21 protein-coding genes and 2 tRNA genes are annotated in these 21169 nt (G+C 68.8%); 13 read left to right on the forward strand and 10 right to left on the reverse strand.

Features of this window, described 5'->3' with window-relative positions; translation table 11 throughout:
• Nucleotides 1–149: 149 nt before the first annotated feature.
• Complete coding sequence (locus tag P2T62_RS03860; RefSeq protein ID WP_276260174.1) at nucleotides 150–575, reverse strand: NusA-like transcription termination signal-binding factor; 426 nt, start codon at nucleotides 573–575, stop codon at nucleotides 150–152.
• A 159-nt stretch (nucleotides 576–734) separates the two neighbouring features.
• Between P2T62_RS03860 and P2T62_RS03865 the strand changes: the two genes are divergently transcribed.
• Nucleotides 735–1976, forward strand: a complete 1242-nt coding sequence (locus tag P2T62_RS03865) for an aminotransferase class V-fold PLP-dependent enzyme (RefSeq protein WP_276260175.1) — start codon at nucleotides 735–737, stop codon at nucleotides 1974–1976.
• A gap of 34 nt (nucleotides 1977–2010) precedes the next feature.
• On the opposite strand, the gene P2T62_RS03870 is transcribed toward P2T62_RS03865, so the two are convergent.
• Nucleotides 2011–2931 carry a winged helix-turn-helix domain-containing protein gene (locus P2T62_RS03870; RefSeq protein ID WP_276260176.1) on the reverse strand — a complete coding sequence of 307 codons (921 nt, stop codon included), beginning with the start codon at nucleotides 2929–2931 and terminating at the stop codon, nucleotides 2011–2013.
• Nucleotides 2932–3032: 101 nt separating this feature from the next.
• Between P2T62_RS03870 and P2T62_RS03875 the strand changes: the two genes are divergently transcribed.
• Together P2T62_RS03875 and P2T62_RS03880 are read left to right on the forward strand one after the other, a co-directional pair.
• Nucleotides 3033–3122 (forward strand) — tRNA-Arg (locus P2T62_RS03875).
• A gap of 285 nt (nucleotides 3123–3407) precedes the next feature.
• The gene (locus P2T62_RS03880; RefSeq protein WP_276260177.1) at nucleotides 3408–3803 is read left to right on the forward strand and encodes a hypothetical protein; all 396 of its coding nucleotides are present in this window, start codon (nucleotides 3408–3410) and stop codon (nucleotides 3801–3803) included.
• A gap of 215 nt (nucleotides 3804–4018) precedes the next feature.
• Here the strand turns inward: P2T62_RS03880 and cdd are convergent, their stop codons facing one another.
• Nucleotides 4019–4423 (reverse strand): cytidine deaminase, encoded by a 405-nt coding sequence (gene cdd, locus P2T62_RS03885; protein ID WP_276260178.1) that lies wholly within the window; start codon nucleotides 4421–4423, stop codon nucleotides 4019–4021.
• Between the two features lie 187 nt (nucleotides 4424–4610).
• On the opposite strand from cdd, the gene P2T62_RS03890 reads away from it, so the two are divergent.
• Nucleotides 4611–5138 carry a hypothetical protein gene (locus tag P2T62_RS03890; RefSeq protein ID WP_276260179.1) on the forward strand — a complete coding sequence of 176 codons (528 nt, stop codon included), beginning with the start codon at nucleotides 4611–4613 and terminating at the stop codon, nucleotides 5136–5138.
• 63 nt (nucleotides 5139–5201) lie between these two features.
• On the forward strand, nucleotides 5202–6593 hold the full coding sequence (locus P2T62_RS03895) for a signal recognition particle protein Srp54 (RefSeq protein ID WP_276260180.1): 1392 nt from the start codon (nucleotides 5202–5204) through the stop codon (nucleotides 6591–6593).
• A gap of 41 nt (nucleotides 6594–6634) precedes the next feature.
• On the opposite strand, the gene P2T62_RS03900 is transcribed toward P2T62_RS03895, so the two are convergent.
• Nucleotides 6635–7927 (reverse strand): glycosyltransferase family 87 protein, encoded by a 1293-nt coding sequence (locus tag P2T62_RS03900; RefSeq protein WP_276260181.1) that lies wholly within the window; start codon nucleotides 7925–7927, stop codon nucleotides 6635–6637.
• Between the two features lie 101 nt (nucleotides 7928–8028).
• Between P2T62_RS03900 and P2T62_RS03905 the strand changes: the two genes are divergently transcribed.
• Nucleotides 8029–8523, forward strand: coding sequence for a hypothetical protein (locus P2T62_RS03905; RefSeq protein ID WP_276260182.1), 495 nt, complete (start codon nucleotides 8029–8031; stop codon nucleotides 8521–8523).
• A 48-nt stretch (nucleotides 8524–8571) separates the two neighbouring features.
• Here the strand turns inward: P2T62_RS03905 and P2T62_RS03910 are convergent, their stop codons facing one another.
• The gene (locus P2T62_RS03910; protein ID WP_276260183.1) at nucleotides 8572–9915 is read right to left on the reverse strand and encodes a hypothetical protein; all 1344 of its coding nucleotides are present in this window, start codon (nucleotides 9913–9915) and stop codon (nucleotides 8572–8574) included.
• Nucleotides 9916–10012: 97 nt separating this feature from the next.
• Nucleotides 10013–10612 (reverse strand): peptide-methionine (S)-S-oxide reductase MsrA, encoded by a 600-nt coding sequence (gene msrA, locus P2T62_RS03915; RefSeq protein WP_276260184.1) that lies wholly within the window; start codon nucleotides 10610–10612, stop codon nucleotides 10013–10015.
• Nucleotides 10613–11420: 808 nt separating this feature from the next.
• On the opposite strand from msrA, the gene P2T62_RS03920 reads away from it, so the two are divergent.
• From P2T62_RS03920 to P2T62_RS03935, 4 genes are all read left to right on the forward strand, one after another.
• Nucleotides 11421–12740 (forward strand): amidohydrolase, encoded by a 1320-nt coding sequence (locus P2T62_RS03920; protein WP_276260185.1) that lies wholly within the window; start codon nucleotides 11421–11423, stop codon nucleotides 12738–12740.
• Nucleotides 12741–12924: 184 nt separating this feature from the next.
• Nucleotides 12925–13938 (forward strand): hypothetical protein, encoded by a 1014-nt coding sequence (locus tag P2T62_RS03925; RefSeq protein ID WP_276260186.1) that lies wholly within the window; start codon nucleotides 12925–12927, stop codon nucleotides 13936–13938.
• Nucleotides 13939–14059: 121 nt separating this feature from the next.
• The gene (locus tag P2T62_RS03930; RefSeq protein WP_276260187.1) at nucleotides 14060–15337 is read left to right on the forward strand and encodes an adenosylhomocysteinase; all 1278 of its coding nucleotides are present in this window, start codon (nucleotides 14060–14062) and stop codon (nucleotides 15335–15337) included.
• Between the two features lie 94 nt (nucleotides 15338–15431).
• On the forward strand, nucleotides 15432–15863 hold the full coding sequence (locus P2T62_RS03935; protein ID WP_276260188.1) for a DUF5790 family protein: 432 nt from the start codon (nucleotides 15432–15434) through the stop codon (nucleotides 15861–15863).
• A gap of 63 nt (nucleotides 15864–15926) precedes the next feature.
• On the opposite strand, the gene P2T62_RS03940 is transcribed toward P2T62_RS03935, so the two are convergent.
• The 3 genes from P2T62_RS03940 to P2T62_RS03950 form a co-directional block, all read right to left on the reverse strand.
• On the reverse strand, nucleotides 15927–16667 hold the full coding sequence (locus tag P2T62_RS03940; RefSeq protein WP_276260189.1) for a creatininase family protein: 741 nt from the start codon (nucleotides 16665–16667) through the stop codon (nucleotides 15927–15929).
• 313 nt (nucleotides 16668–16980) lie between these two features.
• On the reverse strand, nucleotides 16981–18909 hold the full coding sequence (locus P2T62_RS03945) for an ABC transporter ATP-binding protein (protein WP_276260190.1): 1929 nt from the start codon (nucleotides 18907–18909) through the stop codon (nucleotides 16981–16983).
• Nucleotides 18910–19006: 97 nt separating this feature from the next.
• A complete protein-coding gene (locus tag P2T62_RS03950; protein WP_276260191.1) occupies nucleotides 19007–19618 on the reverse strand; it encodes a DUF192 domain-containing protein in 612 nt (203 codons plus the stop codon).
• Nucleotides 19619–19832: 214 nt separating this feature from the next.
• Between P2T62_RS03950 and P2T62_RS03955 the strand changes: the two genes are divergently transcribed.
• Together P2T62_RS03955 and P2T62_RS03960 are read left to right on the forward strand one after the other, a co-directional pair.
• Nucleotides 19833–19905: transfer RNA gene (locus tag P2T62_RS03955), tRNA-Val, on the forward strand.
• 246 nt (nucleotides 19906–20151) lie between these two features.
• Nucleotides 20152–20652 carry a type IV pilin N-terminal domain-containing protein gene (locus P2T62_RS03960; RefSeq protein ID WP_276260192.1) on the forward strand — a complete coding sequence of 167 codons (501 nt, stop codon included), beginning with the start codon at nucleotides 20152–20154 and terminating at the stop codon, nucleotides 20650–20652.
• A 6-nt stretch (nucleotides 20653–20658) separates the two neighbouring features.
• Here the strand turns inward: P2T62_RS03960 and P2T62_RS03965 are convergent, their stop codons facing one another.
• Nucleotides 20659–20868 (reverse strand): TOBE domain-containing protein, encoded by a 210-nt coding sequence (locus tag P2T62_RS03965; protein WP_276260193.1) that lies wholly within the window; start codon nucleotides 20866–20868, stop codon nucleotides 20659–20661.
• A gap of 119 nt (nucleotides 20869–20987) precedes the next feature.
• On the opposite strand from P2T62_RS03965, the gene P2T62_RS03970 reads away from it, so the two are divergent.
• Nucleotides 20988–21113, forward strand: coding sequence for a hypothetical protein (locus P2T62_RS03970; protein WP_276260194.1), 126 nt, complete (start codon nucleotides 20988–20990; stop codon nucleotides 21111–21113).
• The last annotated feature ends 56 nt before the right edge of the window (nucleotides 21114–21169 follow it).

Raw genomic sequence — 21169 nt, forward strand, 5'->3', positions numbered from 1 at the left:
CAGAATTCGGCGGATGTTCTGGACATATCGCAAGAAGTCCGGCAGTTCGTGGTGGGCTCGCGGGGCGGGCGCCGTGGACACGCCACGGTCGGTCGCGCACCAGAACAGGCCGCTGGCCCCGATGGCGGTCGTCTTCGGGCGGTCCGCGCTCAGGTCAACTCGATCTCGTCGATATCGAAGTGTCGCTGGGCCAGTTCCCGGGCCCGCTGGATGGTCCGCCCGTCGGTGCCGATGGCGACCCCGCGGTCGGCCGAGTCGACCTCCGCGTACGCGATACGGTCGCCGTTCTCGCTGACGGTCACGTTGTAGACCGCCGCGGGCGCGAGCGCGTTCGCGACGAAGTCGGCGGCCCGGTCGGCGCCCTCGACGAGTTCCACGTCGCGGTCGAGGCGGCGCTCCATCCGCTTGACGTGCTGGCCGTCCGGGCCGATGGCCTTCCCCATCTCACCGGGCGGCACGACGAACACCACGCGGTCGAACTCGTCGTCGACGAGGCAGTCCCGGGCCGCCACGTCGGTCTCGTCCTCGAACAGCGCGACCAGCCGGCGTGCCTCGTCCGACAGCGTGACCCGCATGCCCTGCCGTTCGACCGGCGAGCGGATAAGTTTCGCCGTCCCGTCCCGGCCTCCTCACCCGGGGTGCGGTCCGGGCCGGCGGCTCGTGATGCCGGATCCGGCTAGCAGCGGCCACCCCGCACCGAAGAAGTGACCTACGTCCGCCTCTAGGTTCCCCTAATGGCAACGCAGGACGTCACGCCGCTGGACGTCGAGCGCGTCCGGGAGGACTTCCCCATCCTGGAGCGCGAGATCGACGGCCAGCAACTCGTCTACCTCGACAACGCGGCCACCTCCCAGACGCCCGAGCGCGTCATCGACGCCATCAGCGACTACTACCGCGAGTACAACGCCAACGTCCACCGCGGCATCCACCAGCTCTCCCAGGAGGCGAGCATCGCCTACGAGGAGGCCCACGACCGCGTCGCGGAGTTCGTCGGCGCCGACGGCCGCAAGGAGCTCGTCTTCACCTCCGGGACGACGGAGTCGATGAACCTCGTCGCCTACGCCTGGGGCCTGAACGAACTCGGGCCCGGCGACGAGGTCGTGCTCACCGAGATGGAGCACCACGCCTCGCTGGTGACGTGGCAGCAGATCGCGAAGCGGACCGGCGCCGAGTGCAAGTACATCCCCATCACCGAGGACGGCTACCTCGACATGGAGGCCGCGCGTGAACTCGTCACCGACGACACCGAGATGGTGAGCGTCGTCCACGTCTCGAACACGCTCGGGACCGTCAACCCCGTCGCGGACCTCGTCGACCTCGCTCACGACCACGACGCCTACGCCTTCGTCGACGGCGCTCAGTCGGTCCCGCACCAGCCCGTCGACGTGAAGGCGATGGACTGTGACTTCTTCGCGTTCTCCGGGCACAAGATGTGCGGCCCGACTGGTATCGGCGCGCTGTACGGCAAGCAGCACGTCCTCGAGGAGATGGAGCCGTACCGCTACGGCGGCGACATGATCCTGAAGGTCACCTTCGAGGACTCGCAGTGGAACGAGCTGCCCTGGAAGTTCGAGGCCGGCACGCCCAACATCGCCGACGGTATCGCGTTCGCGGAGGCGTGTGACTACCTCGACGACATCGGGCTCGAACGGGTCCACCGCCACGAGCAGCAACTGGCCGAGTACGCCTACGACCGCCTCACCGAACAGGACGACGTGGAGGTGTACGGGCCGCCGGGCGACGACCGCGCCGGTCTCGTCGCGTTCAACCTGGAGACGACCCACGCACACGACCTCTCCAGCATCCTCAACGACCACGCCGTCGCCATCCGTGCCGGCGACCACTGCACCCAGCCGCTCCACGACGTGCTCGGTGCGAGTGCCTCGGCCCGCGCGTCGTTCTACCTCTACAATACGCGCGAGGAGATCGACGCGCTGGTCGAGGCCGTCGACGACGCGCGACAGCTGTTCGCCTGAGTGACGGCCGGCGGCCGACCGACGGCCAGCGCGGTCACACGCTCTCCTCGATATCGACGACCGCCATGTCCTCGTCGACGGTCAGCGTCAGGGTATCGCCGTCGGCCTCGTAGGTCACGCTCGCGCGGAACGGCTCCCGGCTCCGGACGACCTGGTGGTCGGGGTCCGCCTCCGCGAAGTCCCACACGTCGCGTTCCTCCAGGTCCACGCCGCGGGTGTAGTGGAAGCTGACGACGGCGGGGTGGCCGACGAACGCGAGGCTCAGCCCGACCGTCGGTTCGGCACCGCACTGCCGGCAGGTGTACCTGACCCACGGGATGTCCTCGGGGCGCTCGGAGAGTGCCTCGGCTGCGTGCTCGTGCTCGTCGCCCCCGTCCGCATCGGGGTCGATTTCCGGAACCGGCGTGACTGCCGGCGTGACGGGACCGTCACAGAACGGGCAGAAGCCGCTGGTGGTCCGATCGACCTTCGTCCGTAGGTGCCGGCTGGCGACGTCCGGGATCGCCTCGCGGTCGTGACCGGCGAAGGCGGCGGGCGGGACCCCGAACCGGTAGCTGACGGGACAGGCGTCGCACTCGACCCGGACCGTCTCGTCCTCGTAGCGGAAGGTCCGGGCGCCGCCGCAGGTCGGACACGGCTCCTCGAGTTCGAGGGGGTCGATCGACCCCTCCGACGTGTACGCTCCGGCCTCGATCGCGCCGTTGATGAGCTTGCCAGCGCGGGTGAGCTCGTAGCCGTCCTCGGTCCTGGCGACGAACCGCCCGACGAGTTCGTCGAGGTGGTAGTTGAACTGCCCCGAGTCCTGCATCCCGACCGCCTCGCGCAACTCCGAGAACGTGGCCGTGCGGTCCTCGGCCTCCCACAGCGCCCGGAGGGTCCGGACCCGGGTGTCGTTCGACAGGAGCGCGAACACCTCGTCCGGGTCGGTCCGCTCGACGAATCGTGAGTCGGTCATGGTCGGGGGCACGTTCCCGGCCGATAAAGAGGTGGTGAGGCGACCGGGTCCCGCCGCCGTCGGGTCGCTCCCGACCCGCACCGCTTTTGCGAGAGGCGGCCGTCCGTCGGCCCGAGGGCGCGTAGCTCAGCCAGGATTAGAGCGTCGGACTTCTAATCCGATGGTCGTGGGTTCGAATCCCACCGCGCTCGTCATCTGCGAACGAAGTGAGCAGTGACGACGCCCGTGGGATTCGAATCAGGGAGGTCGCGCGCAGCGACCAGCGGGAGCGAGCACGTCCGACCGTGGTTCGAATCCCACCGCGCTCGTTCATTCGTCGCTTCGCTCCTCGTTCACTCGCGCGGTGACCCTCGCGAACGCAGGGCGTTCGTTCGGTCCCACACGCGCTCGTCGGCTGCGAACGAAGCGAGCAGCGCCGCAATCGCGAGAACTACCGCGGGGGAAGACACTTGCCGGCCCGAAGCGCACGCGCGACCATGTCCCCACCCTCCCGTCGGTCCCTCCTCGGTGGCCTCGCTACGGCCGGACTCGCCGCGTCCGCCGGCTGTTCCGTCCTCGGAACGGGTACCTCTCGCGGTGCCACCGACATCGTCCTCCACAACGAGGCGACGGACTCGCGGACCGCCACGGTGCTGGTCACGCAGGCCGGTGCCGACGAGCCACGGATCGAAACCAGCGTCGAGCTGGCGCCGAACACGCGTCACACCATCAACAACGAGGTGCTGATGAACGCAGACTACGACGTCGCGGTCACGATGACCGGTGCGTTCGCGGACTCGCCCTACAGCGAGACCCACACCTGGACGGATGCCGGCCAGCCCCTCCACGTCATCCTCCACGAGCAGATCGTCTTCGCGGTTCAGGTCGGTTGACGGCAGGGGTCGAGGCGGACCGGGGGCCGACTCCGCCACCGGAACGGCGTCCTGGCAGGTGTTCCGCCATAACTATGGTAAGAGTTAACGTGCCACGGTGGCTACTGCTGACTGCGGTGGGAGGCACCATCGACGGTCATGGGTTCCTGTCATGTCGTGTGTGCCCGCCGGTTCCTCCGGCGGGTCGTTCCACCGTTCCAGCGGCGGGGCCGGTCTCAGCGCTGGTGCTCGACCTCGTCGCCGGACATCGCGCCCGGCAGCAGTTCGCCGAGCGTCCACTCCTTGATGCCGTCGCCCACGTCACAGAGCACCCGGAGGTCGTCGTCGCAGAGTTCGGCCAGCGTCTGGCGGCAGAGCCCGCAGGGCGTGACCCCGTCGCGCTCGCCCGAGGCGACGGCGACGGCGTCGAACTCGCGGTGGCCGGCGGCGACCGCGGCCCCGAGCGCGCCGCTCTCGGCGTGGATGGTGTTGGTGAAGGTGATCATCTCCACGTTGCAGCCCCGGAAGACGGTGCCGTCGCGCGCCAGGAGGGCGGCCCCCACGTCGTAGCCCGAGTAGGGGGCGTAGGCCCGTTCGCACGCTTCGCGCGCCGCCGCGACGAGTTCCTCGTCGGTGACCATACCGGCGTGTCGTCGGGGGAGCGCTTCAACTGCACGGCAGGGCCGAGCGAGCCCCGGTGAGCGGTGCTGGTTCGGGCGGTCCCTCGCCGGTTCTCGAATGGTTCGGGCACAGAACGGGACCACCGCTGCCCGGCGTCACCGGGACCAGTCCGTAGGTATTACCCCTTCCGGCCCCAAAGGGGTTGTAGTGCCAGTCTCCCGAACGTACCGGTGTCTGAACTGCATGGAGGGCACCGTCACCCGGTCGTACGACGTCTCGCACCTCACGCGGACCTGCGAGGGCTGCGGCGAGTTCGAGCGACACGTCAACCAGCGGGTGATCGACCAGTACGAGGCGTTCGAAGCCGACCCCCCAGAGGGTCTCGACTGGGCGGGCCTCGACCGGACCCGGAAGTTCGTCGTCGCCGAGCGGGTCGTCCGCCACGGCCGGTCCGTCGAATCGCTCGCGGGCGACAGACGGGAACCAGAGATCGAGTCGGACGCCGAGCCGGACACCGAGGACCGGACGGCCCAGGAGGGTTCCCCGGCCGACGCGGCGGTCTCCGGCGAGCCGGACGCCGGGGAGTCCGGAGACGGGAACGAGGGCGACGATGCGGACGCCGATGGGGACGCGTCCCGGGAGGTCGACCCCGGCGGAACGGGCACGGATTCGGAGACGGAGGCCGACAGCGACGGGCCGGCGAGCCACGACTCGACGCCGAGCGGGAGCGACTGACCGGCCGGGGCGGGTCGGAGTCCACGGAAAGCGTTTAGCGTCCCGACCGTCTACCCCGCGTAAATGGTACTCGACAATCTCGGCTCCTCGCTGCGCGGCTCCCTCGAGAAGCTCCGGGGGCAGTCCCGCCTGAGCGAGGAGGACGTCGAGGAGATCGTCAAGGAGATCCAGCGCGCGCTCATCCAGGCCGACGTCGACATCGCGCTGGTCCAGGCGCTGTCCGACGACATCAAGGAGCGCGCCCTGGACGAGGAGCCACCAGCCGGGACGACTGCCCGCGACCACATCCTCCGCATCGTCTACGAGGAACTCGTCGCGCTGGTCGGCGACTCCACCGAAATCCCCCTCGAACCACAGACCATCGTCCTCGCCGGCCTGCAGGGGTCGGGGAAGACGACGACGGCGGCGAAGATGGCCTGGTGGTTCTCGAAGAAGGGGCTCCGTCCCGCGGTCATCCAGACGGACACCTTCCGCCCGGGCGCGTACGACCAGGCCAAGCAGATGACCGAGCGGGCCGAGGTGGACTTCTACGGCGACCCCGACGAGGAGGACCCCGTGAAGATCGCCCGCGACGGCCTCGAGAAGACGAAGGACGCCGACGTCCGCATCGTCGACACCTCGGGTCGCTCCGGCCTGAACGAGGAACTCGTCGACGAACTCGAGGAGATCGAGGCCGAGGTGAACCCGGACCACAACCTGCTCGTCCTCGACGCGGCCATCGGCCAGGGGGCGAAGGACCAGGCGAAGGCGTTCGGCGACGCGGTCGGCATCGACGGCGTCGTCATCACGAAGCTGGACGGGACGGCGAAGGGTGGTGGCGCCCTCGCGGCCGTCGACCAGACCAACTCGACCATCGCCTTCCTCGGGACCGGCGAGGAGGTACAGGACATCGAGCGGTTCGAGCCGTCGGGGTTCATCTCCCGCCTGCTCGGGATGGGCGATCTGAAGCAGCTGACCGAGCGCGTCGAGCGCGCGATGGAGGAGACCCAGGCCGAGGACGACGACTGGGACCCCGAGGACCTGATGGAGGGGGAGTTCACCCTCCACGACATGCGCAAGCAGATGAACGCGATGAACAAGATGGGGCCGCTCGACCAGGTCATGGACATGATCCCGGGGCTGGGTGGCGGGTTGATGGACCAGCTCCCGGACGACGCGATGGACGTCACCCAGGACCGGATGCGCAACTTCGAGGTCGTGATGGACTCGATGACCGAGGAGGAACTGCAGCAGCCCCGCTCCATCGGCAAGTCACAGGTCGAGCGCATCGCCCGCGGCTCCGGGCAGGGCGAGGAGGTCGTCCGGGAACTGCTGGAACAGCACAAGATGATGGCCCGGATGCTCAAGCAGTTCCAGGGGATGGGCGACGGCGACATGCAGCGGATGATGAAGCAGATGCAGGGCGGCGGTGGCGGCGGTGGCGGCATGGGCGGCATGGGGCCGTTCGGGGACTGACCGGCCGCGTCAGCCTGGTTCGCCGCGGTTCGTCCGTTCGCTCAGTCGGCTTCGATATCGTTCTCGTCGGACCGCAGGTCCGCCAGCCATGCGTCCAGCCAGCCGGGCAGTTCCACCTGTTCGGCGACCCGTGCGGCGGCCAGCCCGACGAGGACGAGGCTCCCCCACAGGCCGGGCTGGAGCAGGAAGTACGCGGGGCGCAGCGCCGTGAACGCCGGAATCGCGTCCGGGACGTTGTCGACGAGGAACTTCAGCCCGTAGCTGTGGAACTGGAGCAGGAGCAACCCGACCAGCGGGATCGTCGGCCGTCCCGAGGGGTGGTCGAACTCGACCGCGAGCAGGACGACGACCGCCGGGAGGACGGCCGTGAAGTAGTACGTGTACACGAGCGGCGCGAGCAGCGGGATGCTCGCGACGCCCAGTGCGAACACCTCGCGGTCGGCGTCCGCGGCGAGGACGGCGTAGGCCACGACGATGGCGCTGCCGACCAGGCGGAGGGCGATGCTCCCGGAGAGCCACGCCAGCGGCTTGAAGTACGGCGGCAGCCAGAGCGCCGGGTTCCGCGCGCCGCCGCCCGACTCGACGCCCCACGCCAGCACGTCGAGGTAGAGCCGGTGGCTGTCGATGCCGAAGACGGCGACCGAGAGGGCGAGCAGGACCAGACCGGTGCCGACGGCCGCGGCGAACCGGCGCTTGCTCCGGAGCAGGTGGGCACCCGCGGGGGCGAACGGGAGCTTCAGGAGGCCGACGAGGGCGGTCGTGACGCCGGCGAGCGTCGCCCAGACGCCCCGGAGCCGTCGGCCGGCGGTGTCGTTCACCACGCCGGCGCCGGCCAGGGCGAGCAGCCCGCCCGTGACGCCGACGGTCTGGCCCATCTTGATTCCCAGCAGGAACGGCTGGAAGCCCAGCAGGGCGAGCAGGCCCAGCAGTCGCTCGGGCACGGAGAGCGACCGGCCCAGCGACGCGACCAGCGCCTGCAGCCCGACCCACATGAACAGGACTGTGGCGGCGCTCCAGACGAGTCGCGTCATGTCGGGTTCGAACAGCGCCACGAACGGGTAGAACAGCAGCACCGAGAACGGCGGGTAGAGGTAGCTGCCGTGGAAGCCACCGTTGTCGTTCCGGACGTAGAGCGCCTCGCCGGCCTGCCAGCGGTCGACGGCATTGCCGTACGCTCCGAAGTCCCAGAAGCGGAACTGCGGCGCGACCTCGATGCCGCGGAGCCACCAGTCGACGACGGGCCACGCCAGCAGGATCGCGAGCGTGGCGACGGCGACAGCGGTCCAGCGCGGCCGTTCCCGGCGGCAGCGCTGGAGGGCCTGGAGGGCGGACATGCGCGAGGGGTCGGTATAGCTCGCCATAGGTCTTGGGTCCTCGGTCAGGACGCCGTCACGTGTCACGGTAGCCTTTTCTCCGCGCTCGGCGTGGTGAGATCATGGATTCCCGTATCGCGGTCCTCCTCGTCGGCCTGGTGGTTGGCGCCCTCGCCGGCGGCCTGGCCGTCGGCCTGGTCCAGCCCACCCAGTCCGGCGTCAGCGTCCCCTCGATGACGACGACCGCCGCGACCGGCTGTCTCGCCGGCGACGAGCCACGTGCCTGGGTCGGCCAGGCGGGCGGCGGCGCGGGCGAGTACCGCGCCGTCTACCTCGAGAACTACTCGTTCAGTCACGACGACCCGAACCTAGCCGTCCGCGGCGACATCACCGAGGCCGGGGACGGACGGTGGGAACTCGCGCTGACGACGGAGTCCGAGACGCCGACGAAGGCGCCCGCCGAGGACTGCCAGCCCAGGACCACGGTGAGCGCCTCCGTCGCGCTGCCGTCGGAGTTCGAGACGCTACGAGTCACGCTCGACGGCGAGGTGATCGCCGTAATCGAGCACTCCGGGAACAGCCCAGCGTTCCGCTACCTGAACGAGTCCGGAAACTGACTGGCTCGCCGGGCGTTCTCCGCCGACCGAGCGGTCGCTTCGGTCATCTCACCGCGTCGTCACCTTCCGCCAGGCCGCGCGGTAGTCGCCGTCGCCGTCGAAGTGGGCCAGCGGCCCGTCGAGCTGGATCCAGAAGAGGAAGAGCTCGTCGTCCCGGTCGGGGTCGCGGCCGTCGAGGGAGGCCCGCGCGGCGTCCAGCCCAGCGGCTTCGCCCGCGTCACTCCCGAAGCCGCAGTGGTCCGGGCCGGGGCATATCCCCTCGGCCTCGCCGTCGAGGTACACCTGGCCGTCGGTCGGCGTGTCGACGGCGATGCCGGTCGCGTTCTCGACCTCCTCCAGTGCCTCCCCGTTGCCCCGTCCGGCCCGGAGGCCCAGCATCGGCGTCCGGCCGGTGGCCGACAGGACGGTCGTGGCGTTGGTGAACAGGCGCGACTCGTCGAGCACCCAGCCCGCCACGAAGACGTGGTCGCCGCCGTGGATCAGCCGCTGGGCGAAGACGAGCACCGGGAGCCTGACGCCACCGTCGAGCGTGGCGACGGCCCGCCCGACGGCGAACCCGCTCTGGGAGTCGGCCTCGCTCTCGCCCGCGAACCGGAGCGAGGGGTCCGCCACCCGGAACGGCTCGTCGTCGTCCCCGGCGGTGCTGGTGAACAGCAGCGGGGAGGCCTTGTCTACCTCCTTCGGGGGCCGGAGCGGCTTGTGCGGGTGGCCGCGGACGAGCGTCGGCGTCGTCAGGTCCCGGAGGACGGTCTCCTCGCTCGTCGGCGAGGCGGCGCGGGCGCCCGTGACCATGTTCTTCACGTAGTCGGCGTGGTCGGCGGCCGCGGCCGGGTCCGAGACGCCCGGGAGGTCGACCACCGGGGCCGTGACGACGAACGTCTCGCCGACGACTGGGGCGTCCGCGGTCGGGACCCCGTCGCCGTCGTCGTCCGGGTCGAGGTAGGCCAGCGCCCGGTCGATGTCGATGGTCTCGTCGCTGCCGTCGCCCTCCCCACGAACGGGATTGATGCGGTTGCTCCGGGTCGTGTTGTGGTTGTTAGCCCGCTCGGTCCCGTCGTCGCCATCGCCATCCGAGTCGTCGTCCGTGGACCGGACGCCCGAGCGGTTGCTTCGGGTGTTGTTGTAGTTGGCTGTTCGCAACTGGCTCCCGGTGAGCCAGCCTCGGACCCGGACGGTCCCGAGCGCGGGGTTCCCCGAGTCGATCTCGGAGTCCAGCGCACGGAGGAGGTGCGCGGAGCGGCGAACCGGGGCGTCCTTCTCACCCGGCGGCGCCAGCAGGAACGCGGGCGTCGCCGCCGTCCGGGTCACCCGCCCCGCGACGGCGTCGAGGCACCCCGCGAGCGCGACCAGCCCCGCGCCCGCACAGCTACCCAGATACGTACGTCGATTCATGCTATTATAAGACTATAAGATATATTAAACTTATCTGCTGGACGGCGAATCTTCGTCACAGAACGGCCAGAGCATCCGATCAGGGGCCGGAGAACACCTACCGGAACAGTCGTCGCACGCGGTCGGCCAGTGACTCGCTCGACGCCTCCGGAACGCCCCCGTCCGCCCGCACCTTCGCGGAGAACTTCTCGCGGACCTTCTCGACCTTCGGCCGGACCTGCGCGGCGCAGTAGGGCTGATCTGGGTTCTTCTCGAAGTAGTCCTGGTGCTTCTCCTCGGCGCGATACCACTCGCCCAGCGGTTCGACCTCCGTGACGATGTCCTCGTAGACACCCTCGTCCTCCAGCGCCTCGATGAACCCCTCGACGAGCGCTTTCTGCTCGTCGTCGTGGTAGTAGACGGCCGAGCGGTACTGCGAGCCCACGTCCGGGCCCTGGCGGTCCTCGGTCGTCGGGTCGTGGATGGAGAAGAACACCTCCAGTAGCTCCTCGTACGTGATGACGGAGGGGTCGAACGCCACCTGCACGGCCTCGGCGTGGCCCGTGCTCCCCGAGCAGACCTCGCGGTAGCTGGGGTCCTCGGTGTGGCCGCCGGTGTAGCCCGACTCGGCCGCGTGGACGCCGTCGAGTTCCTTCATCGCCGCCTCGATGCACCAGAAGCACCCGCCCGCGAACGTCGCCGTCTCGGTGTCTGTCATGTGGGTGTCTAGGTGTCGGGGAGGTATAAGGGTCCGCTCGGTGGGTCGGGCGTTGACAGCTCCGGACTCGGCAACGATGGCGCCTCAGATGCTACCGCCGTCCCTTGCGACGACGATACGGCCACCTACGAAGCCCTCGGCCGCTCCGGGGCCGCGGCTCGCTGTGCGCGCTCGCTCCGCTCGCGTGCTTGCGTCGCCGAGGCACCACGGAGCGGCCTCGCCCTTCGAATCCGGCAGGACCGCGTATTCGTCAGTCAGATAGCGTGGGCCTCACGCCTCCCCAGCCGACTGCGCTTCTCGCTCCCTGCGGTCGCTGTGATGCCCGTCCCTCACGCGTGCTCGGCGGCTGGCCCCCGGCACAGCCGCCAGCGCGCGCCGCTTCGACTGACGGGATACACGCCCCGCCACAATCCAACGGGCCGGGAGCGCGTGGTGAGCACTGCGGGGCGCTCCGCGCCCCCGCGAGCGGCGTCAGCCGCGAGCAGCGAACCCGCGCGACCTGGGGAAGGGCAGGGCCGCCGCGCCCGTGACACGTTCCACGTCCCTGGGGGAATCGAAGGGCGAGCGTGCTCCGGGTCATCTGACGACGCAAGCACCGCAACGAGCGACCGCAGGGAGCGAGTGAGGAGCGCAGCAAGTCAGGGACCCGGAGCGCGCGAGGGCTTCGCAGTTGTCTCATGAAATACTTGAATTTCACATATAAAATCGCGGTAGGTGGGTAATGGGGGTGTTTGAAGTCGGAAATATCTTTTTTGACGATTATCTACATCCGCCACATTCACGCGGGCCACCCGAGAAGCGGGTAGCAATGAACGAAGAGACGGGAACCTACCGGATCGCCGGCGGGCACGTCCTCCGACCGGATATGACCGTCGAGCGCGCGGACGTCCTCGTCGACCGTGAGGCGGGCGTCACCGAGGCCGTCGGGGACCCCGACGACCTCCCCGGCGCCGAGGCGACGCTCGACGCCGAAGACTCGCTCGTCATGCCGGGGCTCGTCAACGCCCACACGCACGTCGCGATGACGCTGCTCCGGGGGTACGCCGACGACAAGCCGCTGGATGCCTGGCTGCAGGAGGACATCTGGCCGGTCGAGGGCGTCCTCGAGCCGGCGGACGTGCGTGCCGGGGCGCGACTCGGCGTCCTGGAGATGATACAGTCCGGGACGACGGCGTTCGCGGATATGTACTTCCACGTCGGGCAGGTCGCGGACGTGGTGGCGGAGGCGGGGCTGCGCGCGCGACTGGGTCACGGCGTCGTGACCGTCGGGAAGGACGACGACGCGGCGCGTGCGGACTTCCAGGAGTCGCTGGAGGTTGCGCGCGAGTTCGACGGCGCGGCGGACGGGCGCGTCCGGACCGCGCTGATGCCCCACTCGTTGACCACCGTCGACGCCGACCTGCTCGACGAGTACGTCGCCGCGGCGCGCGAGGCCGGCGTCCCGGTCCACCTGCACGCCAACGAGACGCGCGACGAGGTCGCACCCATCGTCGACGAGCACGGCCAGCGGCCGCTCGCGTTCGCCCGCGAGCGCGGACTGTTGCAGTCCGAGGACTTCCTCGCACACGGTGTCCACCTCGACGAGAGCGAGATAGAGGTCCTCGCGGAGACGGGCACCGGCGTCGTCCACTGCCCGGCGTCGAACATGAAGCTCGCGAGCGGGATGGCGCCGGTGCAGGAGCTGCTGGACGCCGGGGTCCCGGTCGCGCTCGGGACCGACGGCGCGGCCTCGAACAACGACCTCTCGATGTTCGACGAGCTGCGTGACGCCGCGATGCTGGGCAAACTGGCCGCGGACGACGCGAGTGCGGTACCCGCCGAGGCCGCCGTCGAGATGGCGACCGCGGACGGCGCCGAGGTGCTGGGGCTGCCCGGCGGCCGGGTGGAGGCCGGTGCGGCCGCCGACCTCGCGGTTCTCGACCTCGATGCCGCGCACCTCACGCCCCGGCACGACCTCGTGAGCCACCTCGCGTACGCCGCGAGCGCGGCCGACGTGCGCCACACGGTCTGTGATGGCCACGTGCTGATGCGCGACCGCGAGGTGCTGACGCTGGACGCCGCAGCGACGAAGCGCGAGGCCGGCCGCCGGGCACGGGCGGCGGTCGACCGGGCCGAGGACGGGGACTGACCGGTACTAAAGCGTTCGCGCCATCGCCCCGCGAGACGGTCCGTTTCGGGCCGCGTCCACGGCCCTATTCCCGGCATGCGTTCCGACGAGTGAGGGTTCGACGAGAGTGGCTCAGAACTGCTTCTAAACTTTATCGAATGGTCTGAGTCCGTCTCGGGGGAGTCGCCAGCTGGTGTTGAACGGGGTGAACGGAACGAACGTCGACCCCGGTTTATGGGAGGGCAACGGCTACGAGCAGGTGACGATGACCCGCACCCGACACAAGCTGTTCGCGGTCGCCATGGTGGTGGCGATGGTCCTGACGGCCTTCGCCCCGGCGGCAGCCGCCGCGACCGCACAAACAGGCAACGACGGCGGCAACACGGTGGACGACGGCGGCAACACCGCCGTCGAGGACGATGACGACTCGGACAGCAACGAGACCGAGAACGAGACCGACGCCGAGGAGGAGCTGAACGAGACCGAAGACGGCGATGATATCAACGAGACGGATACCGACGACAACGAGACGGATACCGACGACAACGAGACGGATACCGACGACAACGAGACCGAGACCGAGACCGACGCCGAGGAGGAGCTGAACGAGACCGAAGACGGCGACGATATCAACGAGACGGACACCGACGACAACGAGACCGAGAACGAGACCGACCTCAACGAGACCAACACCACGGACTCGGATGATGAGGGTCCGTTCGGTCAGACCGTCGCCTCGTTCGTCGGTGAGCTCGTCCAGCAGCGCACGGACGCGAACGAGAGCCAGTCCCGGAACATCGGACTGCAGGTGGCCGCGTTCGTGACCGCGAACAATCCCGGTCAGGGTAACGGCCCGCCGGCCTTCGTCTTCGGCGACGGGGGCAACGAGACCGACGACCGTGGTCCGCCGGCCTTCGTGACGGGGGACGACGACGGCAACGAGACCGACCGCGAGCGCGGCCCGCCGGAGAACCGTGGCCCCGACAAGGACAGGGAGCGCGGCCCGCCGGAGGACCGCGGTGACGACGATGAGGAAGAGGAGACGGAAGAGGAAGAGGAGACGGAAGAGGATGCGGAGGATGAGGAGACGGAAGAGGACGCGGAGACGGACGAGGAAGCGGACGATGAGGAGACCGAGACGGAGGACGACGACACCGATTCCGAGGACGACGATGACGACGCCGCGCCCGGCAACAGCGGTGGCGCCCCCGGTCGATAGGCGCTGAGTCGACTCTCCCTGCGGTCCGCTCTACTCCATCATCTCCCGTTCTCGATTCGGTAGCGGCAGCACCGCGCGGGCGTTCGGTAGCGTTTTCCGGCCGCTCTTCCTCCGCTCGGGCATGACCGAGTCCATCACCGCGCGGGTCGACGACCCCGACGCGGCCCGCGAATCCGGCCGACAGAAGATGGCGTGGGCACGCCAGCACATGCCCATCCTGGAGTCGCTGCGCGAGGAGTTCCGCGACGAGCAGCCCCTCGACGGCGAGGTCGTCGGGATGGCGATGCACGTCGAGGCGAAGACGGCCGTCCTGACCGAGACGCTGGCCGAGGCCGGCGCCGAGGTCGCCATCACGGGCTGCAACCCGCTCTCGACGCACGACGACGTGAGTGTCGCCCTCGACGCCCACGAGTCCATCACCTCCTACGCCGAGCGCGGCGTCGACGACGAGGCCTACTACGAGGCGATGGAGGCCGTCATCGGCCACGAGCCGACCATCACGGTCGACGACGGCGGCGACCTCGTCTTCCGCATCCACGAGGAGCACCCAGACCTCATCGACTCCATCGTCGGCGGCTGCGAGGAGACCACGACGGGCGTCCACCGGCTCCGCGCGATGGCCGAGGACGGCGCCCTCGACTACCCGATGTTCGCCGTCAACGACACGCCGATGAAGCGCCTGTTCGACAACGTCCACGGCACGGGCGAGGCCTCGCTGTCGAACATCTCGATGACGACGAACCTCTCGTTCGCCGGCAAGACGGTCGTCGTCGCGGGCTACGGCTACTGCGGCCGCGGCGTCGCGAAGAAGGCCGCCGGCCAGAACGCCCACGTCGTCGTCACCGAGGTCGACCCCCGGCGCGCGCTGGAGGCACACATGGAGGGGTACGAGGTTCTCCCCATGAACGAGGCTGCCGCCGAGGGCGACATCTTCGTCACGACCACGGGCAACCGCGACGTCATCACGCGCGAGGACTTCGAGGTCATGGGGGACGGCGTCGTCCTCGCCAACGCGGGCCACTTCGACGTGGAGATCAACCTCGACCAGCTCGGCGACATGGCAGACTCGCGCGAGGAGGTCCGTGACGGCGTCGAGGCCTACCAGCTCCCCGATGGCCGGCGCATCAACGTCCTCGCGGAGGGCCGACTCGTCAACCTCGCCTCGCCCATCGCCCTGGGCCACCCGGTCGAGGTGATGGACCAGTCGTTCGGCGTGCAGGCCGTCGCCGTCCGCGAACTCGTCGAGAACCCCGACGCGTACGACGCCGGCGTCCACGAGGTGCCCGACGATCTGGACCGCGAGGTCGCCGAGGTGAAACTCGATGCTGAGGGCATCGACATCGACGCGCTGAGCGCCGAACAGGAGGAGTACATGGGCTCCTGGGACCACGGGACCTGAGTCGGGCTGGACGAACCGCTCGGGGCCCGTCGCTCCGGGTTTCACTTCCGGTTTCCGGCGTTTCTTTAAACCCTATCCGGGCCAACGCGGGCCCATGAGTCAGTCCACCTTCGACGACGACGAACTGTTCGACGAGGCGACGATGGAGATGCGCGAGGAGGTCGAGGGCGCCCTGCAGGAGGCGCGCGCCGCGCTCCCGGAGCCTGACAGCATCTGGGACGTGGAGGCCGACAACACGCTGGGCGTGTTGAACGCGCTGAAGGGCGCACTCGACCTCGGCGACGCCGAGGAGCACCTCCGCGAGGCGAAAAAGCAGTTCGTCCTCGGCCAGCGCGCCGACGCGTTCGAGGACGCCGACGACCTCGAGGCGGAGATCGGCGAGCTGGAGGAGCTGTTCGGCGACATCGAGACCGCCCACGAGGAGGTCTCGGACCTCGCCTCGACGATTCCGGGCGTCCGCTCGGCGCTGGAGGAGGCCCACGAGGCCGCCGACGCCGACGAGGAAGCGGAGGACGAGGCGGAATAACGACGTATCCGGCGGAGCTTCTCGATGCTTTCGCGATAGCGACAGTGTGGCTCAGGGTAGAAGCTACCTCTCCGGCTTCCACTCCCGCTCGTCGATGGCCGCCAGCACGTTCACGCAGGCGTCCGCCGCCGACGCGAGCAGGCGCTCGCCCTCCGCGGCCGTCGCGGGTGAGGGGTCCGCGAGGTTGCCGCTCTCGGAGAACTCGTCGAAGTCGTAGGCGAGGTTGGTGCCGTCGACGAAGACGCCGAACCCGTGGCCCGCGCCAGCGGCGGCCTCCTCGTAGCGCTCTTCGCGAACGAGGTCCGGCGCGAGGTGCAACATCAGGCTCGTCTCCGTGGGGCCGCCGTGGCCGAGTTCGAACTCCGGGGTGACCACGTCGAACCACGTGAACGGGACCGCGTAGCAGTCGCCGTCGCGGGTGAGTCGGCCGCAGACCTCCCGTAGCGCGCCCGTGTTCCCGCCGTGTCCGTTCACGACGACCACGCGGTCGAAGCCGTGGTGGGCCAGCGACCGGCAGACGTCGGCGACGTAGTCGCGGAAGGTGTCCTCGGTGACCCAGAGGGTCCCGTCGAACGCGCGGTGTTCCTCGGCGACGCCGACCGGGACGGCGGGGGCGACGACCGGGTCTGCGTCGTGTTCGTCGGCGTAGCACTCGGCGGCTTCCGCGGCGATGGCCTCGGCGGCGAGGTGGTCGACCCCGAGCGGGGCGTGGGGGCCGTGCTGTTCGGTGGAGCCGACGGGGAGGATGGCGAGGTCGGTCTCCGCGTCCCGGGCGTCGGTCCAGGTGTGGTTCGAGAGGTTCATACCCGGGCGTGCGGCCCCAGCGGGCTAATAGGCGGGGGTCGAGAAGCGGGTGGACGACTGCAGTCTTGCAAACCGCGCCGACGGCGCGGTTTCACTTCCGTCGGAGCTCGCTCCGACGACGTTCGGGCTGTTGCCCCCACCGCTGGCTCGCTCCGCTCGCCAGCGGCTTTTCTCTGAACGTTTGTTGCCGTCATCAGAACGCTCCACGTTCTGATTGCCCGTGGAATCGCAGCGCGATTCCACGACGACGAGTGGTTCCGCAGCGCTCGTCGTAGGCGAGCGCGAGAGAACCCGAGTCGGAACAACGCTCGAGTTAGTCGTCGCTCTCGACGCGCCGTGCGTCGCGCTGCTGGGCGCGCTCGACGAACTCGTCGGGGAGTTCGTCGATCTCGCCGGCCTGGACGCCCCACAGATGCGCGTACAGCCCGTCGTCGTCGATGAGGTCCTCGTGGGTGCCGCGCTCGACGATGCGGCCGTCCTCGAGGACGACGATGTTGTCGGCGTCCTTGATAGTGGAGAGCCGGTGGGCGATGGCGAACGTCGTCCGGTCGGCGGTGAGCCGGTCGAGCGAGCGCTGGATGAGCATCTCCGTCTCCGTGTCCACGTCGCTGGTCGCCTCGTCCAGCACGAGGATCTCGGGGTCCTTGAGGATGGCCCGGGCGATGGAGATGCGCTGGCGCTGGCCGCCCGAGAGCTTCACGCCGCGCTCGCCGACCTCCGTGTCGTAGCCGTCCGGCAGGTTGGTGATGAACTCGTGGGCCTCGGCGGCCTTCGCGGCCTCGATCACGTCCTCGCGGTCGGCGTCGAACGTGCCGTAGGTGATGTTCTCGGCGACGGTGCCGTAGAACAGGAACGTGTCCTGGCTGACGTAGCCGACCTTCCGCCGGAGGGAGGGGATGGTCACGTCGCGGAGGTCCTGCCCGTCGATGGAGATGGCGCCCTCGTCGACGTCGTACATCCGGAGCAGCAGTTTGAGGACCGTCGACTTGCCCGCCCCGGTGGGCCCGACCAGGGCGAGCGTCTCCCCGCCCTCGACCTCGAAGGAGATGTCCTCGACGATGGTCTCGGACTCGTCGTAGCCGAACGTGACGTCCTCGTAGACGACGTCGCCGTCCTCGACGACGAGTTCGTCGGCGTCGGGGTCCTCGGCGATCTGCGAGGGCTCGTCCATCAGGCCGAAGATGCGCTCGGAACTGGCGTGGGCCCGCTGGTACATGTTGATGATCTGGCCGAACTGCGCGATGGGCCAGATGAACCGCTGGGTGAACAGGATGAAACCGACGAACTGCCCGGCCGAGAGGTCACCGCTGAAGAACAGCGGTGGCCCGTTCAGGACCCAGACGCCACCGAGCAGGAAGGTGACGACGAAACCGACCCCCGCGAGCACCCGGAGGCCGGGGAAGAACTTGATCCGGGTGCCGATGGCGTCCCAGTTGGCGTCGAAGTAGTCGCCGGAGACGTCCTCGACGCGGTCGGACTCGTAGTCCTCGGTATTGGAGGTCTTGATGACGGAGATGCCGCCGAGGTTGTTCTCCAGCCGGGAGTTGACCTGCCCGACCGAGGAGCGGACCTCGGCGTACTTGGGCTGGATGGTCTTGACGAACTTGTAGGTGAACAGGACGATGAGCGGCACGACGCCAAGCGTGACGACCGCCAGTTGCCAGTTCCAGTACAGCAGGATGGCGGCGATGCCGAGCACCATCACCGACAGGCGGAACGCGGCGTTCATCCCCTCGTTGAGGAACCGCTCCAGCCGGTTCACGTCGTTCGAGAGGACGGACATCATCTCGCCGGTCTGCTTGTCGGCGAAGAAGTCCATGTTCAGCCGCTGCATCTTGTCGTACGTGTCCGTCCGGACGTCGTGCTGGATGTGCTGGGCGAAGGAGTTCCAGCCCCAGTTCCGGGTCCAGTGGAACGCCGCCCCGCCGAAGAAGGCCACCGCGATGAGCCCGACGGTGAGGTAGAGCTGTCCCGTCTCCGTCGCCGGAATCCACGCGTCCGGGACGAACAGGAGGCTGTACTTCCGCTCGGCGGTCGTCGAGAAGATGGCGTCGATAGCCAGCGCCAGCAGCACCGGGGGCGCCAGGTCGAGCAGCCGCGCGGCGATGCTGGAGATGACCCCGACCACGAACGCCACCTTGTTCTCGGCGCCGTACTCGGCGAACAGCCGCCGCATCGGGTTCTCGGCCTGCTCCCGTTGTTCCTCGAACGGGTCGTCGTCGTCGGCCGTCGCTACGTCCATCGACCACGTATTCGGGACTGAATCGGAAAAGGATTCGCTAAAACCGCTTTCAGTAACCCTCCTGATAGGGCGTCACGCTACCACGGTCCACGGGGGCTCAGCCGTCGCCGTACCCCTCGATGCGGACCTCGTCGCCGACCGTCACGTTGTGCCGGGTCGTCCAGTCGTAGTTCACCTCGAGGACGTACTGGCCGTAGCCGGGGTACTCGTAGTCGTTCCCGTCGGCCCCCTCGGGCGGCTCCTCGGCGTGGTGGATGCGCGTGATGGTGCCGTTGGCGGCGACGTAGACGATGTCGATACCGAAGCTCATCTTCCGCATTACGTACGTGTGGTCGTCGTTCCCGTCGTAGGGGAACAGCATCCCGCGGTCCTTGGGCAGGAACTCGGTCTCGGAGAGGCCGGTGTACTTCTGGCGGTAGCTCTCGGCGACGGCCGCCCGGACCCGTCCGAGTTCGTCGCCCGTCTCCGCGTCCACGGCGACGACCGTCGCGTGCTGGTAGTCGGAGTTGACCGGCGTCGAGGTGTCCTGTGCGCCGCCGGACCCGCTCCCGGCCGTCCCGTTCCCCGACGCGGGCGCGGCGGTCGAGTTCGGCGGGTGGTAGCCGTCCGTCGTCAGCAGCGGCGCCAGCAGCCCCTGTGTGCCGACGGTCAGCACCGCTGCCACCAGGCCGACGAGCACGACCGCCATCGCCACGCGACGGGTGTCCATCGCCGACAGCTACGGGCGAGAGCGGACTAAGCGTTGTGGGAGAGCACGGTCGAGCGCGAACGGGTCAGAACCACTATTATGGAATAATGGGTGCTTTTTAATTCCAAAAGCCGTCATAAATTCCGAAATTTTCGAATAAATCTGGAAGTGGTAGGTTAGTCGGCTCCCTATGGAAGGCAAGCGTTATTCCGGTCGCCCGTTGACTCGCGGATGCGGGGCCGTGGTCTAGTGGTTATGACGCTTCCCTTACAAGGAAGAGGTCGGTGGTTCAAATCCGCCCGGCCCCACTGAGAACCGCCGAGCACCGCGAGGCGTGTTCGATGCGTCCGGCGGTTTGAATCCCGTCACGAGCGACCAGCGGGAGCGAAGTGACGACGGTTCAAAATCCGCCCGGCCCCACTGAGAGTCCGCGAGCGAATGCGGCCTGTCCGAGTCGTCCGGCGGTCACCCGATGTCGCTCGCTGGCGTCTTCTCTGGTTCTGAAGCCTCTCGGGCCACGTTTATCCGTGGGTCCCCTCCGTTCGCGTGAACAGATGGACCAGCGCGGCGTCTCGTCGGTCATCGGGGCGGTGCTGGCGGTAGCGATAGTGGTCATGCTGGGGTCCGTCATCGGGACGTTCGCGCTCTCGTTCGGGGACTCGGTCCAGCCACAGGCGCCACAGGTGCAGGTCTCGCACGCCGTCACCGACGACGCCGACCCGCTCATCGCAATCACCCACGAGTCGGGCGAGTCCCTCGCCATCGACCAGCTGTACGTGACGGCCTCGACGCCGGTCGACATCGGGAGCGCGACCACCGCGAATGACGACCACGCGAGCGAACGGGAGGCGTTCGCGGAGTCCAGCGGCGGCAATCCGCCGCAGGTCGACATCGGTGAGACGTGGGACGCCGGCGAGACGGTCTACCTCGACCCGGAGGGTGACATCGAGGGCCTCACGGTCCGGGTGCTCTGGAACACCCAGCCCGTGGAGGGTGTCAACCCGGGGAGCGTGGAGGGTGCCGACAGCTACACCCTGGTCGAGTTCACGGTCTGAACGGCTTCAGTCCTTGTTCACCATCACTTCGCTGGCCTTGATCACGGCGGCCACCTCGTCGGCCTCGGCGAGTTCGAGGCGGTCGGCGGACCCCTTCGTGATGGTGGATGTGACGGTCTGCCCGTCACCGAGTTCGATGGTGACCTCGGCCATCAGGCCGTCCGTTCGGAGGTCGACCACGGTACCCTGCAGGTGGTTGCGTGCACTGAGTGCCATAGGTACGGAACGCGCCGGAGCGAGATAATGCCGCCGTGACAGCCGCTCGCTCGGGACTCGGCTCCGGTGCGGCCCCACAGCGGCGCAAGGCGTTTGTCGGGGGGGCGTCTACGGCGGGTATGTCAAGCCAAGCGGGCTCGGATTGCCCGGAGTGTGGCGGACAGCTCGTCTCGGACGACGGGATGGAGTACACCTGCCGGGACTGTGGACGGACGTTCGACTCCGCGGACGTGTTCCTGCTGTAGGGGTGTCGCCGTGGCGGGGTTTCGACACCCTTTTGTTCGGAATCGTCCTTCGGTCG

The sequence above is a fragment of the Haloglomus litoreum genome (genome assembly GCF_029338515.1).
Taxonomy (GTDB): Archaea; Halobacteriota; Halobacteria; order Halobacteriales; family Haloarculaceae; genus Haloglomus; species Haloglomus litoreum.

What these genes read in the sequence shown, in the direction of transcription:
- P2T62_RS03880 (WP_276260177.1), top strand. Translation starts at nt 3,408, where the DNA reads ATGTCCCCACCCTCCCGTCGGTCCCTCCTCGGTGGCCTCGCTACGGCC.
- P2T62_RS03860 (WP_276260174.1), bottom strand. Translation starts at nt 575, where the DNA reads ATGCGGGTCACGCTGTCGGACGAGGCACGCCGGCTGGTCGCGCTGTTC.
- msrA (WP_276260184.1), bottom strand. Translation starts at nt 10,612, where the DNA reads ATGACAGACACCGAGACGGCGACGTTCGCGGGCGGGTGCTTCTGGTGC.
- P2T62_RS03940 (WP_276260189.1), bottom strand. Translation starts at nt 16,667, where the DNA reads ATGAACCTCTCGAACCACACCTGGACCGACGCCCGGGACGCGGAGACC.
- P2T62_RS03865 (WP_276260175.1), top strand. Translation starts at nt 735, where the DNA reads ATGGCAACGCAGGACGTCACGCCGCTGGACGTCGAGCGCGTCCGGGAG.
- P2T62_RS03950 (WP_276260191.1), bottom strand. Translation starts at nt 19,618, where the DNA reads ATGGACACCCGTCGCGTGGCGATGGCGGTCGTGCTCGTCGGCCTGGTG.
- P2T62_RS03960 (WP_276260192.1), top strand. Translation starts at nt 20,152, where the DNA reads ATGGACCAGCGCGGCGTCTCGTCGGTCATCGGGGCGGTGCTGGCGGTA.
- P2T62_RS03895 (WP_276260180.1), top strand. Translation starts at nt 5,202, where the DNA reads ATGGTACTCGACAATCTCGGCTCCTCGCTGCGCGGCTCCCTCGAGAAG.
- P2T62_RS03965 (WP_276260193.1), bottom strand. Translation starts at nt 20,868, where the DNA reads ATGGCACTCAGTGCACGCAACCACCTGCAGGGTACCGTGGTCGACCTC.
- P2T62_RS03970 (WP_276260194.1), top strand. Translation starts at nt 20,988, where the DNA reads ATGTCAAGCCAAGCGGGCTCGGATTGCCCGGAGTGTGGCGGACAGCTC.
- P2T62_RS03920 (WP_276260185.1), top strand. Translation starts at nt 11,421, where the DNA reads ATGAACGAAGAGACGGGAACCTACCGGATCGCCGGCGGGCACGTCCTC.
- P2T62_RS03930 (WP_276260187.1), top strand. Translation starts at nt 14,060, where the DNA reads ATGACCGAGTCCATCACCGCGCGGGTCGACGACCCCGACGCGGCCCGC.
- P2T62_RS03935 (WP_276260188.1), top strand. Translation starts at nt 15,432, where the DNA reads ATGAGTCAGTCCACCTTCGACGACGACGAACTGTTCGACGAGGCGACG.
- P2T62_RS03900 (WP_276260181.1), bottom strand. Translation starts at nt 7,927, where the DNA reads ATGTCCGCCCTCCAGGCCCTCCAGCGCTGCCGCCGGGAACGGCCGCGC.
- P2T62_RS03870 (WP_276260176.1), bottom strand. Translation starts at nt 2,931, where the DNA reads ATGACCGACTCACGATTCGTCGAGCGGACCGACCCGGACGAGGTGTTC.
- P2T62_RS03945 (WP_276260190.1), bottom strand. Translation starts at nt 18,909, where the DNA reads ATGGACGTAGCGACGGCCGACGACGACGACCCGTTCGAGGAACAACGG.
- cdd (WP_276260178.1), bottom strand. Translation starts at nt 4,423, where the DNA reads ATGGTCACCGACGAGGAACTCGTCGCGGCGGCGCGCGAAGCGTGCGAA.
- P2T62_RS03905 (WP_276260182.1), top strand. Translation starts at nt 8,029, where the DNA reads ATGGATTCCCGTATCGCGGTCCTCCTCGTCGGCCTGGTGGTTGGCGCC.
- P2T62_RS03910 (WP_276260183.1), bottom strand. Translation starts at nt 9,915, where the DNA reads ATGAATCGACGTACGTATCTGGGTAGCTGTGCGGGCGCGGGGCTGGTC.